Here is a 15,870-nt window from a genome sequence, read left to right as displayed (position 1 = left end):
CACGGCCGGAGGGGCCTCAGATTCGCCGCGTTCTCGTGCGCGGCGGCCTAAGGCCCCTCCGTATGCCGTCGTGCGGGCTTCCTCAGGAGCTGCCCGCGCCGACCTTCGGGGCCGCGGCGAACAGGTCGAGGTACATGCCGCCGGCGATGATCAGGCCGATGACGGCGAGGGCGAACCCGCCCCATGCGACGGCCCGGGTCCAGGCGGCCTGCGGGCGGCGGGCCAGGACGACACCGGTGGCCACGAGGGCCAGCAGGGCGAAGATCCCGTTGACGAGCGCGGTGGTGTGCCAGGGGGTGGTGTAGACGGCGGCGATCTGGTCCTGGGTCTTGCCGGTCTGCAGCTTGATCTGGCCGAGTACGGTCTGCCGCTCGGCGAGGATGGTGCCGGCCCAGGTGCCGGTCAGGGAGGCGAGGCCGAGCGCGGCACCGGCGACGGCGCCGGCCCCGGCCGCGATGGAGCGCCGGGCGGGCGCGGCCTGTTCGGCGGGCGCGTCCGCCGCGTGCGGCTCCTCCTGGCCGGTCTCCTCGGCACCGGTGTCCGGGGCGCGGTCCTCGGGTGCGGTGGCCTGCTCCTCGGAGGCGGCCGCCGGCTTCGGGTCGGCGGCCGTGTCGTCGGTGACCGCTTCGGTCTTCTCGGTGTCGTTCTTGGTCGTCGTGGTACCCATGGGCGCGACCGTAGGGGCCGCGTCTGAGAGTCGTATGAGAGAGCGCCCCGGGCGGGCGCGCGCCGGGGGTCCGGCTAGCCGCGTACCAGTGGCGCGTCCGCCGCGTGCCGCGGCTCGGGGACGGGTACGGGCGCGCCGGGCCCGTCGTCCGCGGTGGCGTCCGGCTCGTCCGCGGTCTCTTCGGGCGGTTCGATGCTGATGCGCGGCAGGAGCCGTTCCAGCCGCTCGGGGAGCCACCAGTTGGCGCCGCCGAGCATGTGCATCAGGGCCGGTACGAGGAGGGTGCGGAGGACGAAGGCGTCGAGGGCGACGGCGGCGGCGAGTCCGATGCCGAACATGGAGATCGTCCGGTCGCCGCTGAGCACGAAGGCGGAGAACACCGCGATCATGATGACGGCCGCCGAGTTGATCACCCGGCCGGTCTCGGCCAGGCCGACCCGTACGGACCTGCGGTTGTCGTGCGTGCGGCGCCATTCCTCGTACATCCGGCTGACCAGGAAGACCTGGTAGTCCATGGAGAGGCCGAAGAGGACCGAGACCATGATGACCGGCAGGAACGGCTCGATCGGGCCGCCGCTCCCCAGGCCCAGGAGTCCGCTGCCCCAGCCCCACTGGAAGACGGCGACGACGACGCCGAAGGAGGAGGCGACCGCGGCGACGTTCATGACGGCGGCCTTGAGCGGGATGCCGATGCTGCGGAAGGCCAGCAGGAGCAGGACGCAGCCGAGGGTGACGACCACGCCCACGAAGAGCGGCAGCTTGCCGACGATGACGTCGGCGAAGTCGTCGTAGCCGGCCGTCACGCCGCCGACGTCGACGCGCAGGGTGGAGCCGTCGGCGGCCTCGGGCAGCACGTCGTGGCGGAGCCGGTCGACCAGGTCGGAGGTGTCACGGGACTGCGGTGAGCTGTCCGGGACGACGGTGATCACGCCGGTGCTGCCGCTGCCGTCGAACTCCGGGCCGCTGACCTGGGCCACTCCGGGCGTGTTGCGCAGCCGGTCGGGGAGGTCGTCGAAGGCGAGCCGGTCGCCGGCCCCGTCCAGGTCGCCGACGAGGGTGAGCGGCCCGTTGAAGCCGGGCCCGAACCCGTCGGCGAGCAGGTCGTACGCCTGGCGGGTGGTCGAGGCGGGCGGGTCGGTGCCCTGGTCGGAGGTGCCCAGGTGCAGCCCGAGGGTGGGCAGTGCGAGGACGAGCATGATCGCGGCGGCGAGGCCGCCGAGCAGCCGGGGGTGGCGCTCGACGAAGCCGGCCCAGCGGACGGCGAAGCCGGTGGGGTGCTCGGTGACCGGCCCGTCGGCGGCCAGCCGGGCGCGTTCGCGCCTGCCGAGGACGCGGGTGCCGATGAGCCCCAGGAGGGCGGGCAGCAGGGTCACGGAGGCGGCCACGGTGAGCACGACGGTCAGCGAGGCGGCGAGGGCGACGCCGTTGAGGAAGCTCAGCCGCAGGACGAGCATGCCGAGGAGCGCGATGCACACGGTGGCCCCGGCGAACACCACGGCCCGGCCCGACACGGCCACCGCCTTCCGCGCGGCTTCCTCGACGTCCATTCCGGCCCTGAGGTTCTTGCGGTGCCGGGTGACGATGAACAGCGCGTAGTCGATGCCCACGCCGAGCCCGATGAGCATGCCGAGCATGGGCGCGAAGTCGGCCACGGTCATCACGTGGCCGAGCAGGCCGATGCCGGACGAGGCGGTGCCGACCGCGACGACGGCGGTGATGATCGGCAGGGCGGTGGCGGCCAGTGATCCGAAGGCCAGGAAGAGGACGACGGCGGCCGCTGCCAGGCCGATGGCCTCGGCGAGGTGGCTCTTGGGCGCGTCGGTGAGGCCGATGCCGGCCCCGCCGAGCGCGACGGTGAGGCCGTCCCCGGAGGCGCTCTGCGCGGTGTCGACGACGGCCTGCACGGTCTTCGCGTCGAGGTCGTCGGCGGGCGCGTCGAAGACGACGGAGGCGTAGGCGGTGTGCCCGTCCGCGCTGACGCGCCGCTCCGCCGCGCCGTCCGCCGGGCTGCCGGACTGCCTGTCGTACGGGCCGTCGACGGAGGCGACGCCGGGCAGCTCGGCGATCCGGTCCAGGACCGGTGCCATGCGGTCCCGGACGGCTTCCGCGCGCACCGTGCCGGAGCCGGTGTGCCAGACGATGGTGTCGCTGTCGCCCGACCTGCCGGGGAAGGCGGCCGCCATCCGGTCCGCCGCGCGTCCGGCCTCGGTGCCGGGCACCGTGTAGTCGTTCGAGTACGAGGAGCCGAGCGCACCGGCTGCCGCGGCGACGCCCGCGAGGACGGCGAGCCACAACGCGATGACGAGGGCGCGGCGCCGGAGACACCACCGGGCGAGTGCGGTCATGGAGGTCTTTTCTGCTTTTCCCGGGCTGGGCTCCGAAGTCCGGGACCACCGGTGCTGTCGCGCGCGGGACGGGCGGGGGAGGGCGCGGTCCCGCCGCCTGCCGACGAAGGGGCGGCGGGACCACGTTCCAGCAGAGTGACAGCCCGAAAAGATCCTTTGACCCCTTTGTGTACTTCCCCACAAAGAAGCGAAGGGGCGCCTTCCGCTCGGATCGGCCCGTTATGGACGGCGTGGCCGAGCTGGTTGCGGTGGGGTCACTTGCCCATGCCGGCGGCCAGGCCGCGCACGAAGTGCCGCTGGCCGATCAGGAAGATCACGATCATCGGCAGCGCGGCGATGGTCAGGCCGGCGAAGAGGACCGGCCAGTCGGAGTTGAGCCGGCCCGCCATGTCGGCCAGGCCCACAGGCAGCGTCTTGAGCCGGTCGTCGGTGATGAAGACCAGCGCGAAGGCGTACTCGTTCCACGCGAAGAGCGCCTGGAGGACGGCGGCCGAGGCGAGGATGGGCCGGGCCATCGGGACGACCACCCGCCAGAACGTCTGCCACCGGCTCGCCCCGTCGATGTACGCCGCCTCCTCCACCTCCACCGGCTGCCCCAGCAGGTAGGCCCGGATCAGGAAGGTGGTGAAGGGCACCTTGAAGGCGGTGTAGAGGACGATCAGCGCCCAGTACGTGTCGTAGATGTGCAGCGCCTGGAGCAGCTGCGAGAGCGGCACCAGGGCCACCGTCGGCGAGAGCATCATCGCGCCGAGCACCAGCAGCAGCGCGGGCCGGGAGCAGGGGATGTCCAGCCGGGTGAGGCCGTAGGCCGCCCAGGCGCTGATGAGGACGACGGCCAGCACGCTCGCCGAGGTGACCAGCACGCTGTTGAGCAGGTAGCCGAGGACGCCCTGGTGCCAGGCGTCGGCGTACGTGGACCAGCGCGGGTGGTCGGGCAGCCCCCAGGGGTCGGCGAAGATCTCGCCGTTGCTCTTCAGGCCGGCCAGCGCCATCCAGCACAGCGGATAGATCACGGCGACCGCGAGCGCGGCCAGTGCCCCGTAGGCCAGGACGCGTGCCGCGACGGGGCCGAAGCGGGCGGGCGTGCGCCGGGTGCCGGGCCGGGCGGGGGCCGGTGCGGTGCGGGCGGACCCGTCGAGGGTGAGGGTCATGCGGCGACCGCCTTTCTGCGCGAGTGGAGCAGCTGGAGGGCGCCGGCCACGAAGGTGATCACGAAGATCACCGTGCCGATCGCGGCCGCGTAGCCCATGTCGTCGCCGGTGAAGGCGCTGGTGTAGAGCCAGGTGCCGAGGACCTGGCTGGAGTTGGCGGGGCCGCCGCCGGTCATCACCATCACCTCGTTGAAGACCAGGAAGGCCCCGGAGACGGTGAGGATGATCAGCAGGGTGGTCATCTCCCGCACCATCGGCACCGTGACGTGGAAGAACGTACGGATGCGCCCCGCGCCGTCCACGGTCGCCGCCTCGTACAGCTCGCGCGGGATGCGCTGGACCGCGACGGTCAGCAGCATCGTGGTGTACCCGAACGACTGCCACTGGCTCATGTTGATGACGCCCCAGATGGAGGTGGCGGTGTCGCCCAGCCAGTCGTGCTGGAGCCCGTCGAGGCCGACCGCGTCCAGCGCCGCGTTCACCAGGCCCGCGTCCGGCTGGTACAGGAACTGGAAGAGGAGCCCCGCGACGGTCATGGAGACGGCGGCCGGGATGAAGTAGACGGCCCGCAGCACCCCGCGCAGCCGCCGCCCGATCAGCTCCTCCAGCACGGCGGCGAGCACCAGCGCGGCGCCGACCTGGAAGACGACCGAGGTGAGGGCGTAGCAGACGTTGTTGAGCAGCGCGTGCCAGAAGACCGGGTCCTGGAGGGCCTGCCGGTAGTTCTCCAGCCCGACGTAGCGCATGCCGGGCCGGAAGACGCTGAACTTGAAGAGGCTGAGCCGGACGTTCTCGACGATCGGGTAGTAGACGAACAACGCGATCAGCGCGAGTGCGGGCGCGACGTACCACGCGTGCCGGATGCGGCGTCGTGTCACTGGTGCACCTCCTTCGGGAGCGGTCGGGCGGGTGGGCCGCTCACCGGACGGCGAAGCGGCGGGCATTCTCGGCGCCCCGGCGCACGGCCCGTACGGCCTGCTCCGGGGTGGTCTTCCCGCCGAGCACGGAGTCGGCGGCCGCCAGGTACGGGTTGACGATCTTGTCGTCGGCGCGGGTGTCCAGCCAGACCGACATCTCGTGGCGCGCCAGGGTCCGCTGCGCGCCGGCCAGTCCGGGCAGCCGGGCGGCGTCGGCGGTGCCCTTCACCGCGCTCAGCCAGCCCAGGTCGCGGACCATCGCGCGGGCCTGCGCGCGGCTGGTGAGGAACTTCAGGAAGTCCACCGCGAGCGCCTTGCGGGGCGAGGTGTTGGAGACCAGCAGGCCGTCGGTGCCGCCGGCGACGGCGCGCGGCGAGCCCTGCGCGCCGGGGATCGCGGGCATGGTGAAGAAGTCCCAGTGCCGCGCGAACTCCTTCGGCGCTCCCCCGCTCTCGTCCAGGTACGAGAACTCCAGTGTCTCCACGTACTGCATGGCGGCCTTGCCGTACAGCATCCGGGCCTGCGCCGACTCGTGGCTGATGCTGGTGCCGCCGGGGCCCATGCACCGCTGCCGCAGCTGCGCGAGGTCCTTCAGCGCCCGGACGTACCCGGGGTGCGTGAAGGCACCCTTCGCACCGTCGTAGTCCCTGGCCAGCACGGCGGGCGGCACTTCCATGGCATTGAACTGGGTCAGCAGGTGCCCGGCCGGCCAGCCGTACTGGTTGCCGAAGGCCAGCGGCGTGTACCCGGCCTTCTCGATCCGGTCGCAGGCGGTGAGCAGCTCGGGGAAGGTGCGCGGGACGCGCCGCACCCCGGCCTTGTCGAAGATCTTCTCGTTGTACGCGAAGACCTTGCCGTCGAGGGTCAGCGGCACGCCGTACGTCCGGCCGCCGAAGGTGAACGCGTCCAGCGCGTCGGGCTCGAAGGTCTTTCCCCAACGGGTGCCGCGCAGCTGCCCGGTGAGGTCGGCGGCGAGCCTGCCGTCGGCGAACTTGCGCGCGTACCGGCCCGGCCAGGCGAAGTAGATGTCGGGCAGCTCGCGGGAGGCGGCGAGGACCGCGAGCCGGTCCTTGTACGGCTGGTCGCCGACGGCCTGAAGGTCGATGGTGACGCCGGGGTTGCGCCGCTCGTACTCCCGTACCGCCGCCTTGAAGTACGGCGCGTACTCCGGGTCCGCCCACTTCTCCAGGACCGTCAGGTGACCCTGCGGCCGGCCGGCGAGGCGGAAGTCGTCGGCGGTGGCCCGGACGGGGGGCTGGCCGCAGCCGCTGAGCAGCGTCAGCAGGACGGCGAGCAGGCAGCCGGCGGCGGTGGCCGGGGTACGGCGCATCGGCTCTCTCCTGTCGGGAGGCGGGCGGACGGGGGTGGGCGGGCGGGACGGAGGGGGCCTCGCGGGCGGTCAGCGGTGGCCGGGGCCGGGCGGTCAGCGGTGGGCCGGGCTGCCGGGCAGCGCGAGGGGGTGGCCGAAGGCGCCGGGGCTGGTGCAGACCCCGGCCGCGTACCGGGCGGCCGCGGCGGCGGCGTCGGCCAGGGACCGGCCCTCGGCCAGGGAGACCAGGAGGGCCGCGATGAAGGAGTCGCCGGCGCCGAGGGTGTCGGTGGCCGCGACCGGAACGACGCGCTGGTGGTGCACCGTCCCCCCGTACGACACCAGCGAGCCGCGTGCCCCGCGTGTCACCACGGCCAGCTCGGGCCCGGCCCGCCGCACCCGTTCGGCGAGGGCCGCCGCCTCGTCGTCCCCGGCCCCGGGGCGCGAGAAGACGGCAGCGCGCACGTACGGCAGCAGGGGCGCGGCGTAGGACCAGGGGCGGTCGGAGAAGTCGAAGCTGACCGGGCAGGCCGCGGCGAGCGCGGGCAGGTGCGCCTCCAGGCGGCTGCAGTCGCCGGTGTGCAGGAGGTCGAAGCCGGCCAGCCAGGCCAGGTCGGCGGCGTCCGGCGCGAAGACCGAGACGGTCGCGTCGCAGTCGCCGAAGGTGCGGTTGCCGTCCGCGTCGAGGTGCACGGTGGCGTACGCGTTGGGCCCCTCGGCGGTACGGGCCCGGTCGGTGCGGACGCCCTCGGCGGCGAGCACCGCCCGGACGTGCGCGCCGGCCTCGTCGGTGCCGGTGACGCCGAGGTACCCGGCGTCGGCACCGAGCCGGGCGGCGTGCACGGCGACGTTCAGCGCGTTGCCGCCCGGGTACATCAGGCCGCGCTGGGGGTAGCGGTCGACGACGTTGTCGCCGACTCCGCAGATGCGCATGGGAGTTCCTCAGGGGGAGCTGCGGTCGGGAGGGGGGTGTGTCCCCGCCCGGTGCGGCACGGCACCGGGCGGGGCGCGGAGGTCAGTACTCGACCTGGAACATGTAGCGGCGCTGGTCCAGGTCGTGGCCGCGCACCGACTCGTAGTGGCGGGCGAGCCGGGTGGCGAAGACGTCCAGCGCGATCGGGGTGATGTCGCCGCGCACGTCCGCCGGGACGCCGGGCAGCGAGAAGATCCTCGAGTCCACGTAGTGCGCCTTCTTGGTGTACTTGTCCAGGAAGGTCTTGGCGCGCTCGGCCATCGGGCGGGTGGCGTCCTCGCCGAGGAAGAGGATCACCGGCTGGTCCTCGGTGACCACCTCGAAGGCGCCGTGGAAGAACTCACCGGCGTTGTAGGTGCCGCCGTGCTTCCACTGCATCTCCATCAGGTAGCACATCGTGAAGCCGTAGCCGGCGCCGTAGTTGGGGCCCGCGGACAGCACGTACGTGATGTCCTCGTCGGCCAGCGCGGTGGCGATGGAGGAGGCCAGTTCTTCGCCCTCCTCCTGGGCCCGGTACAGCGCCTCGGGCAGCGCCTCGTACGCCGTGCGGAGCGCCGCGTAGTCGCCCGCCGCTCCGGTCTTCTCCAGCAGCGCGTACACGAGCTGGCCGAACAGCACGCCCTTGGGCGCGACGACGGTGTCCTCGCTGCGGTAGGTGAAGGCGGCGTGCGCGGCCCGGGCGAGCGGGCTGTCGGCGTCGCGGGTGAGGGCCGCGACCCTGGCACCGGCGCTGCGGGCGTACTCGGCGGCGGCGACGGTCTCCTTGGTGGTGCCGGTGTGCGAGGAGACCAGGACGAGCGAGCCCTCGCCGAGCAGCGCGGGGCGGCGCAGGGTGAACTCGGCGCTGTTCATGTGGAAGACGGGGAAGGAGGCGCGGGTCTCCAGCAGGAAGTGCGCCGGGTAGGCGGCGGTGAGCGAGCCGCCGCAGCCGACGAGGAAGACGTTGCGCAGCCCGCCCGCGACGGCCTCGTCGACGAACGCGTGCGCGGCCTCGTTCTGGCTGAGCGCGAAGGCCACGGCTTCCTTGAAGTCCTCGGTGATCGGCTTGAGGGGCAGGGATGCGGTAGTCACGCGGGTCCTTTCCGAAACGGTGCGCCGGGCGCCGCGCGCCCAGTGTTGAGAACGTTCCCAACGCCTTGCTGAGAACGTTCCCAGAGTCATGCCGTGACGCCTTTGGGAACGTTCTCAATCGCGGGATGCTGGGAACCTTCCCACTCCCGCTTCCCCACCGTCAATACCCCTGCCGGACCCGATAGCCTGACCGCGCCATGACGACGAACCGACGCAAGCCAGCAGGCCGCCCCGCGACCATCCCCGACGTCGCGCGCGAGGCGGGCGTCTCGCGCTCCACCGCCTCCCGCGCGCTCGCGGACTACGGCTCGGTCAGCCCGGACGCGCGCGAACGCGTACGGGCGGCCGCCGAGAAGCTCGGATACCGGCCCAACCTGCTGGCCCGGTCCATGATCACGGGCCGGACGCACACCCTCGGCGCGATCGTCGCCGACATCCAGAACCCGTTCTTCGCCGGCGTCACCCGCGGCATCACCGACGCGGCCCGCGCCGCCGGCTACCAGGTCCTGCTCGCCAACACCGACGAGGACGTCGCCGCCGAGCGCGCCGCGGTGAAGATGCTGCGCGACAAGCACGTCGACGGCCTGATCGTCGCCCCGGCCGCCACCGCCGAGACCGGCCACCTGGCCGCGGCGCACGCCGCCGGCTGCCCCGTCGTCCTCCTCGACCGCCAGGTGCCCGGCCTGCCCGCCGACTCCGTGACCGTCGACAACCACGGCGCCGCCCAGGACGCGGTACGCCGCCTCCTCGCCGCCGGCCACCGCCGCATCGCCCTGGTCAGCCTCCTCGGCAGCGCCCCCGCCGGCGGCCCGGCCGAGGCGGCCGGCACCCCGGCCGACGCCGCCGCCGTCCCCGCCGATCCGGTCTCCACCGGCCTGGAACGCATCGAGGGCTACCGCGCCGCCCTCCGCGAAGCGGGCATCACCGACACCGACGCCTACCTGCGCACCGGCACCTTCCACCGCGAGGACCCGGCCGACCTCACCGCCGGCCTGCTGTCGCTCCCCGAGCCGCCCACCGCGGTCTTCGCCACCGACAGCATGATCGCCCTCGGCGTCCTCTCCGCGGCCCGCGACCACGGCCTCCGCGTCCCCGACGACCTGTCCGTCGTCACCTTCGACGACACCGACTGGGCCCGCGCCGTCCGCCCCCGCATCAGCGTGGTCGCCCAGCCCGTCCAGGAACTCGGCGCCCGCGCCGTCCAGTCCCTCATCACCCGCATCGAAGGCACCACCCACGCCCCCGAACACCTCGTCCTGGACACGGAATTCCTCGACCGGGAGTCGATCGCGCCCCCACCGGGGGCGTGACCGCCCTCCGGCGTCCAGCCTTCGGCATTCGGCGTCCGGCATCCAGCATCCGGCATCCGGCATCCGGCCCGGAGTACGCGAAGGGGCGGCACACCAATAGGTGCGCCGCCCCTCGACACGTACGAGGGCTGGGGTCAGCCCTCGACGCCCAGCTTCTCCAGGATGAGCTCGCGGACGCGGGCCGCGTCGGCCTGGCCGCGGGTGGCCTTCATGACCGCGCCGACCAGCGCGCCGGCCGCCGCGACCTTGCCGCCGCGGATCTTGTCGGCGATGGCCGCGTTGGACTCGATCGCCTCGTCGACGGCCTTGCCCAGCGCGCCCTCGTCGGAGACGACCTTCAGGCCGCGCTTCTCGACGACCTCGTCCGGGGTGCCCTCGCCGGCGAGGACGCCCTCGATGGTCTGGCGGGCCAGCTTGTCGTTGAGGGAACCCTCGGCGACCAGCGCCGCCACCCGGGCCACGTCGGCCGGGGTGATCGGCAGCGCGGCGAGCTCGACGCCGTCCTCGTTGGCGCGGCGGGCCAGCTCGCCCATCCACCACTTGCGGGCGGCAGCGGCGTCCGCGCCGGCCTCCGTGGTGGCGACGATCAGGTCGACCGCACCGGCGTTGAGGATCGACTGCATGTCGTGCTCGGAGATGCCCCACTCCTCGCGCAGCCGGTTGCGGCGGACGCGCGGCAGCTCGGGCAGGCCCTTGCGCAGCTCCTCGACCCACTCGCGGGAGGGGGCCACCGGGACCAGGTCGGGCTCGGGGAAGTAGCGGTAGTCCTCCGCCTCCTCCTTGACCCGGCCGGACGTGGTGGAGCCGTCCTCCTCGTGGAAGTGGCGGGTCTCCTGCACGATCGTGCCGCCCGAGGACAGCACGGAGGCGTGCCGCTGGATCTCGAAGCGGGCCGCACGCTCGACGCTGCGCAGCGAGTTGACGTTCTTCGTCTCCGAGCGCGTACCGAACTTCTCGCTGCCCTTGGGCATCAGCGAGAGGTTCACGTCGCAGCGCATCTGGCCCATCTCCATGCGGGCCTCGGACACGCCGAGCGCCTTGATGAGCTCGCGCAGCTCGGCGACGTACGCCTTGGCGACCTCGGGGGCGCGCTCGCCCGCACCCGTGATCGGCTTGGTGACGATCTCGATGAGCGGGATGCCGGCGCGGTTGTAGTCCAGCAGGGAGTGCGAGGCGCCGTGGATACGGCCCGTCGCGCCGCCCACGTGCGTGGACTTGCCGGTGTCCTCCTCCATGTGGGCGCGCTCGATCTCCACGCGGAAGACCTCGCCGTCCTCCAGCTGTACGTCGAGGTAGCCGTCGAAGGCGATCGGCTCGTCGTACTGGGAGGTCTGGAAGTTCTTCGGCATGTCCGGATAGAAGTAGTTCTTCCGGGCGAAGCGGCACCACTCGGCGATCGAGCAGTTGAGGGCCAGGCCGATCTTGATGGCGGACTCGACGCCGGTCGCGTTGACGACCGGGAGCGAGCCGGGCAGGCCCAGGCAGGTGGGACAGGTCTGGGTGTTCGCCTCGGCGCCCAGCGCCGTCGAGCACCCGCAGAACATCTTGGTCTTGGTGCCGAGCTCGACGTGCACCTCGAGACCCATGACGGGCTCGTACGTCGCGAGGGCGTCCTCGTACGAGACCAGGTCAGTGACAGTCACGGTGAAACTTTCTCCCTCAGCCCAGCAGGACGTCGTCGTCGCCCAGGTGCTTCAGTTCCCGGTAGAGGATCGCCAGGCCGGTGACGATCGCCGCGGCCGAGACGGCCGCGTCGATGAGCCGGAGCGTGTCGTTCTCCTGCCGGGCGAGCTTCGCCTGCTTGGCGACGCTCAGCGCGCCGAAGGCGGTGGTGCCCATGGACAGGTACAGACCCGACTTGGACTTCTTGAAGTTCTTGGCCTTCTTGGTGATCGAGCTCACAGTGACGGTGCCTCCTCCAGCAGCGGGTGGCCCCACTTTTCCACGAAGGCGGCCTCGACGGCGGCACCGACCTTGTAGAGCCGGTCGTCCTTCATGGTGGGGGCGATGATCTGCAGGCCCACCGGCAGCCCGTCCTCGGGCGCGAGACCGCAGGGCAGCGACATGGCCGCGTTGCCCGCGAGGTTCACCGGGAGCGTGCACACGTCGGCGAGGTACATCGCCATCGGGTCGTCGGCACGCTCGCCGATCGGGAAGGCCGTGGTGGGCGTGGTCGGCGAGACGATCACGTCGACCTGCTCGAAGGCCGTCTCGAACTCGCGGGTGATCAGGGTCCGCACCTTCTGCGCGGAGCCGTAGTACGCGTCGTAGTAGCCGGAGCTGAGCGCGTACGTACCGAGCATGATGCGGCGCTTGACCTCGGGGCCGAAGCCGGCCTCGCGGGTCAGGGCCGTGACCTCCTCGGCCGACTTCGTGCCGTCGTCGCCGACCCGCAGGCCGTAGCGCATGGCGTCGAAGCGGGCGAGGTTGGAGGAGCACTCCGAGGGCGCGATGAGGTAGTACGCGGCCAGCGCGAGGTCGAAGGACGGGCAGTCCAGCTCGACGATCTCGGCGCCCAGCTCCTTCATCAGCGCGACGGACTCGTCGAACCGCTGGAGGACACCGGCCTGGTAGCCCTCGCCGCGGAACTGCTTGACCACGCCGACGCGCATGCCCTGCACCGAGCCGTTGCGGGCAGCCTCGACGACCGCCGGGACCGGCGCGTCGATGGAGGTGGAGTCCATCGGGTCGTGGCCCGCGATCGCCTCGTGCAGCAGCGCCGCGTCCAGGACCGTACGGGCGCAGGGTCCGCCCTGGTCGAGGGAGGAGGAGAACGCCACCATGCCGTACCGGGAGACGCCGCCGTAGGTGGGCTTCACGCCGACCGTGCCGGTCACGGCCGCGGGCTGGCGGATGGAACCGCCGGTGTCCGTGCCGATCGCCAGCGGCGCCTCGTACGAGGCGAGCGCGGCGGACGAACCGCCGCCGGAGCCGCCGGGGATGCGGGTGAGGTCCCAGGGGTTGCCGGTCGGGCCGTACGCGCTGTTCTCCGTCGAGGACCCCATGGCGAACTCGTCCATGTTGGTCTTGCCGAGGATGACGACGTCGGCGGCCTTCAGGCGCTGGGTCACCGTCGCGTCGTACGGCGGGAGCCAGCCTTCGAGGATCTTGGAGCCGACGGTGGTCGGGACGCCCTCGGTGGTGAAGATGTCCTTCAGAGCGAGCGGGACGCCGGCCAGCGGGCCGAGCTTCTCGCCGCGCTCGCGCTTCGCGTCCACGGCGCGGGCCTGGGCGAGCGCGCCCTCCCGGTCGACGTGCAGGAAGGCGTGCACCTTCTCGTCCACGGCCTCGATCCGGGCCAGGTGGGCCTCGGTGACCTCGACGGCGGTGACCTCACCGGCCGCGATCTTCGCCGCGGTCTCCGCGGCGGTCAGCTTGATCAGTTCGTTCGCTGCCATCTCGGTCACTCCTCCCCCAGGATCTGCGGCACCTTGAATCGCTGCTGCTCCTGGGCGGGGGCGCCGGAGAGCGCCTGCTCGGGGGTGAGCGACGGGCGCACCTCGTCCGCCCGCATGACGTTCGTCAGGGGCAGCGGGTGGGAGGTCGGCGGAACGTCTTGGTCGGCGACCTCGGAGACGCGGGCTACCGCGCCGATGATGTCGTCGAGCTGTCCGGCGAAGTGGTCGAGCTCTTCGTCCTTCAGCTCCAGACGTGCCAGCCGTGCGAGGTGGGCGACCTCCTCGCGCGTGATGCCAGGCATGCAGCGATCCTCTGCTGGTTTCCGGTGGAGTTTTCGCCCCAATCCTATGGCGCCCGGCCTCCTGACCGCGAAACGGTTAAAGACAGCCCGTCCGGGGGCACCTCCCAGCGGTAGCGGGGGGAGTTTGAGGACAGCGCCCGGAGGGCGCTCCCCCACCGGCGGCCCCTGGCCGGCCGCGGGACCGCTTCCCCGCGGCCGGGGCGCCCGCTCGGCAGGGGCCGGCGCCCTACTTCACTACCTGGCCGGAGGGCCGGGAGTCGGCCTCCTCTGAGTCGGAAGGCGCGCCTTCCGACTCCCGGCGCCAGCCGTGGTGCTCCCGCGCCCGCAGCCACGCCGTCGTCTCGTCCGGCGGCATCGCGGCCGCCACCAGCCAGCCCTGTACCGCGTCGCAGCCCAGGTCGCGCAGCCGCTCCCAGGTCTCGTCGTCCTCCACGCCCTCGGCGACGACCAGCAGCCCGAGGGAGTGCGCGAGGTCGAGGGTGCAGCGGACGATCTCGGCGTCCTCGGTGTCCACCGCGAGCCGTGCCACGAACGAGCGGTCGATCTTCAGCTCGCTGACGGGCAGCCGCCGCAGGTGCACCAGCGAGCTGTAGCCCGTGCCGAAGTCGTCGAGCGACATCTTCACGCCGTGCCCGGTCAGGCCGTTCAGCGTGTCGGCGGCCCGCTGCGGGTCCTCCAGCAGCACGTGCTCGGTGATCTCCAGCTGGAGCGCGCCCGGCGGTACCCGGTGGCGGGCCAGCCGCGCCGCCACCGCGCCGGCGAACCCGGGGGTGTGCACGTCGCGCGGCGAGACGTTGACCGCGACGGGGACCTCCAGGCCGTCCGCGCGCCAGCGCGCCACCTGGCCGAGCGCGGTCTCCAGGACGTACTCGGTCAGCCTCGGCATCAGCCCGGAGGACTCGGCGATGGCGATGAACTCGTCGGGAGGCACTCTCCCGCGGTCCGGGTGCACCCAGCGCACCAGGGCCTCGAGCCCTGCCACCTGACCGTCGAAGCGCACCTTGGGCTGGTAGTGCAGCTCGACCTCGCCGGCGTCCAGCGCCCGTCGGAGGTCGCCGAGGAGGCCGAGCCGGTCGGGCGTGTTGCCGTCGCGCTTGGCCTCGTAGACCTCCACACCGCTGCGGTCGCGCTTGGCCTGGTACATCGCGACGTCCGCGCGGCGCAGCAGGCCCTCGGCGTCCAGCGCGTGGTCCGGATAGACGGCGACGCCGGCGCTCGCCTCGAGCACCAGCGTCAGCCCGTCCAGGTCGAGCGGCGAGCCCAGCGCGGCCACAAGCGAACGGGCCACCCGCTGCGCGCTGGTGAGCGAGTCGGCCGTGGGCAGCAGGACCGCGAACTCGTCGCCGCCCAGCCGCGCGGCCTCCGCTCCGCGGGGCAGGGCGTGCCGCAGCCGCTCGGCGATCTGGAGCAGCAGGCGGTCGCCCGCGAGATGGCCGAGGGTGTCGTTGACCGAACGGAACCGGTCCAGGTCGATCAGGACCAGGGCCGCGCGGGCCCCGACCCGCTCGGCGTCGTCCAGCGCGCTCCAGGTCCGCTCCAGCAGCCACTGCCGGTTCGGCAGGCCGGTCAGCGGGTCGCGCAGCTGTTCCTCCGCACGCGCGCGGGCTATCCACAGCGTGGAGTCGAGCGCGATGAGCGGGACGGCGAACAGCGGCAGCAGCAGCGGGGAGTGCTCGGCGACCACCACGATGAGCGGCGCTATGCCGACCAGTGCGATGCCGACCAGGACCTGCCGGGTCACCGAGCGGCGCTCGATGGAGGGCAGCCGGCCGTTGCGCGAGCCCGTCAGGAACCACAGCAGGGCGCGGGTGACGAGCAGGTAGACCAGGGCCGAGCCGAGGACCGGGGGCAGTACGGAGAAGTCCCACGCGCCGGAACCGCCGGGCTCCGACACGCTCGGCGTGAGCCCGAACGCGGCGAGTCCGAGGGCTGCCGCGCCCAGGCCCAGTACGTCGATGGCGCCGTGCACCACGGCCTGCCGCCGGCGTTGTCTGCGCACCGCGCCGACCAGGACGACGACGGCGAGGCTGATCAGTACCGCGGGCAGCCAGCCGTACAGCAGCAGGACCGCGAGGGCCAGCGCGGCACCGGAGCCGGTGCCGCCGGACCAGCGGTCCCGGCCGATGGCGAGGAGGTGCCCGACGATGACGGCGGTCAGGACGGCCAGCGACCAGCCGACGGCGCCGCGCGGGAAGAGCGCGGCGTCGCCTCCGATCGTCATGATCACGCCCGTCACGAGCACCAGAGCGGCCGTCAGGACCACGGCGGCGGGCAACGCGGGCATGACGAGCCGCCGGAGCCGCGACGCCGGAGCGGCGCTGTCGGTCGGTTCCATTCCGATCCCTCTCACAGCCGGCTGTGCCCGCGCCACGGCAGGCGCACCCCTCAACAGTAGGCCGCAGAAGGCTGCCACGGGCAGCGATCGGC

13 protein-coding genes are annotated in these 15,870 nt (G+C 72.8%); 1 reads left to right on the top strand and 12 read right to left on the bottom strand.

The window, feature by feature from the left end; translation table 11 throughout:
* Positions 1–82 precede the first annotated feature (82 nt).
* The 7 genes from C3486_RS13930 to C3486_RS13900 form a co-directional block, all read right to left on the bottom strand.
* Positions 83–667: a hypothetical protein gene (locus tag C3486_RS13930; RefSeq protein ID WP_103832986.1), complete on the bottom strand. Its 585-nt coding sequence runs from the start codon at positions 665–667 to the stop codon at positions 83–85.
* Between the two features lie 74 nt (positions 668–741).
* Positions 742–3,012, bottom strand: coding sequence for an MMPL family transporter (locus C3486_RS13925; RefSeq protein WP_103832985.1), 2,271 nt, complete (start codon positions 3,010–3,012; stop codon positions 742–744).
* A gap of 254 nt (positions 3,013–3,266) precedes the next feature.
* Entirely contained in the window at positions 3,267–4,163 is an 897-nt protein-coding gene (locus C3486_RS13920; RefSeq protein WP_103832984.1) for a carbohydrate ABC transporter permease, read from the bottom strand.
* Positions 4,160–5,041 (bottom strand): carbohydrate ABC transporter permease, encoded by an 882-nt coding sequence (locus tag C3486_RS13915; RefSeq protein WP_103832983.1) that lies wholly within the window; start codon positions 5,039–5,041, stop codon positions 4,160–4,162. Before C3486_RS13915 ends, C3486_RS13920 begins: the two co-directional genes overlap by 4 nt.
* A gap of 40 nt (positions 5,042–5,081) precedes the next feature.
* Entirely contained in the window at positions 5,082–6,410 is a 1,329-nt protein-coding gene (locus C3486_RS13910; protein ID WP_103832982.1) for an ABC transporter substrate-binding protein, read from the bottom strand.
* 93 nt (positions 6,411–6,503) lie between these two features.
* On the bottom strand, positions 6,504–7,322 hold the full coding sequence (locus tag C3486_RS13905; protein WP_103832981.1) for a PfkB family carbohydrate kinase: 819 nt from the start codon (positions 7,320–7,322) through the stop codon (positions 6,504–6,506).
* 82 nt (positions 7,323–7,404) lie between these two features.
* Positions 7,405–8,433, bottom strand: coding sequence for an SIS domain-containing protein (locus C3486_RS13900; RefSeq protein ID WP_103832980.1), 1,029 nt, complete (start codon positions 8,431–8,433; stop codon positions 7,405–7,407).
* Positions 8,434–8,630: 197 nt separating this feature from the next.
* On the opposite strand from C3486_RS13900, the gene C3486_RS13895 reads away from it, so the two are divergent.
* Positions 8,631–9,743: a LacI family DNA-binding transcriptional regulator gene (locus C3486_RS13895; protein WP_103832979.1), complete on the top strand. Its 1,113-nt coding sequence runs from the start codon at positions 8,631–8,633 to the stop codon at positions 9,741–9,743.
* 134 nt (positions 9,744–9,877) lie between these two features.
* Here the strand turns inward: C3486_RS13895 and gatB are convergent, their stop codons facing one another.
* From gatB to C3486_RS13870, 5 genes are all read right to left on the bottom strand, one after another.
* A complete protein-coding gene (gene gatB / locus C3486_RS13890; RefSeq protein ID WP_103832978.1) occupies positions 9,878–11,386 on the bottom strand; it encodes an Asp-tRNA(Asn)/Glu-tRNA(Gln) amidotransferase subunit GatB in 1,509 nt (502 codons plus the stop codon).
* A 16-nt stretch (positions 11,387–11,402) separates the two neighbouring features.
* Entirely contained in the window at positions 11,403–11,645 is a 243-nt protein-coding gene (locus C3486_RS13885; protein ID WP_258052762.1) for a hypothetical protein, read from the bottom strand.
* Entirely contained in the window at positions 11,642–13,141 is a 1,500-nt protein-coding gene (gene gatA, locus C3486_RS13880; protein ID WP_103832977.1) for an Asp-tRNA(Asn)/Glu-tRNA(Gln) amidotransferase subunit GatA, read from the bottom strand. The genes C3486_RS13885 and gatA overlap by 4 nt, the downstream gene beginning before the upstream one ends.
* A gap of 5 nt (positions 13,142–13,146) precedes the next feature.
* Positions 13,147–13,443: an Asp-tRNA(Asn)/Glu-tRNA(Gln) amidotransferase subunit GatC gene (gene gatC, locus C3486_RS13875; protein ID WP_030258164.1), complete on the bottom strand. Its 297-nt coding sequence runs from the start codon at positions 13,441–13,443 to the stop codon at positions 13,147–13,149.
* Between the two features lie 226 nt (positions 13,444–13,669).
* A complete protein-coding gene (locus tag C3486_RS13870) occupies positions 13,670–15,778 on the bottom strand; it encodes a bifunctional diguanylate cyclase/phosphodiesterase (protein ID WP_103832976.1) in 2,109 nt (702 codons plus the stop codon).
* Between the last annotated feature and the right edge of the window lie 92 nt (positions 15,779–15,870).

The organism is Streptomyces sp. Ru73 (assembly GCF_002920575.1).
Taxonomy (GTDB): domain Bacteria; phylum Actinomycetota; class Actinomycetes; order Streptomycetales; family Streptomycetaceae; genus Streptomyces.
This window is presented reverse-complemented; position numbering and strand designations above follow the sequence as displayed.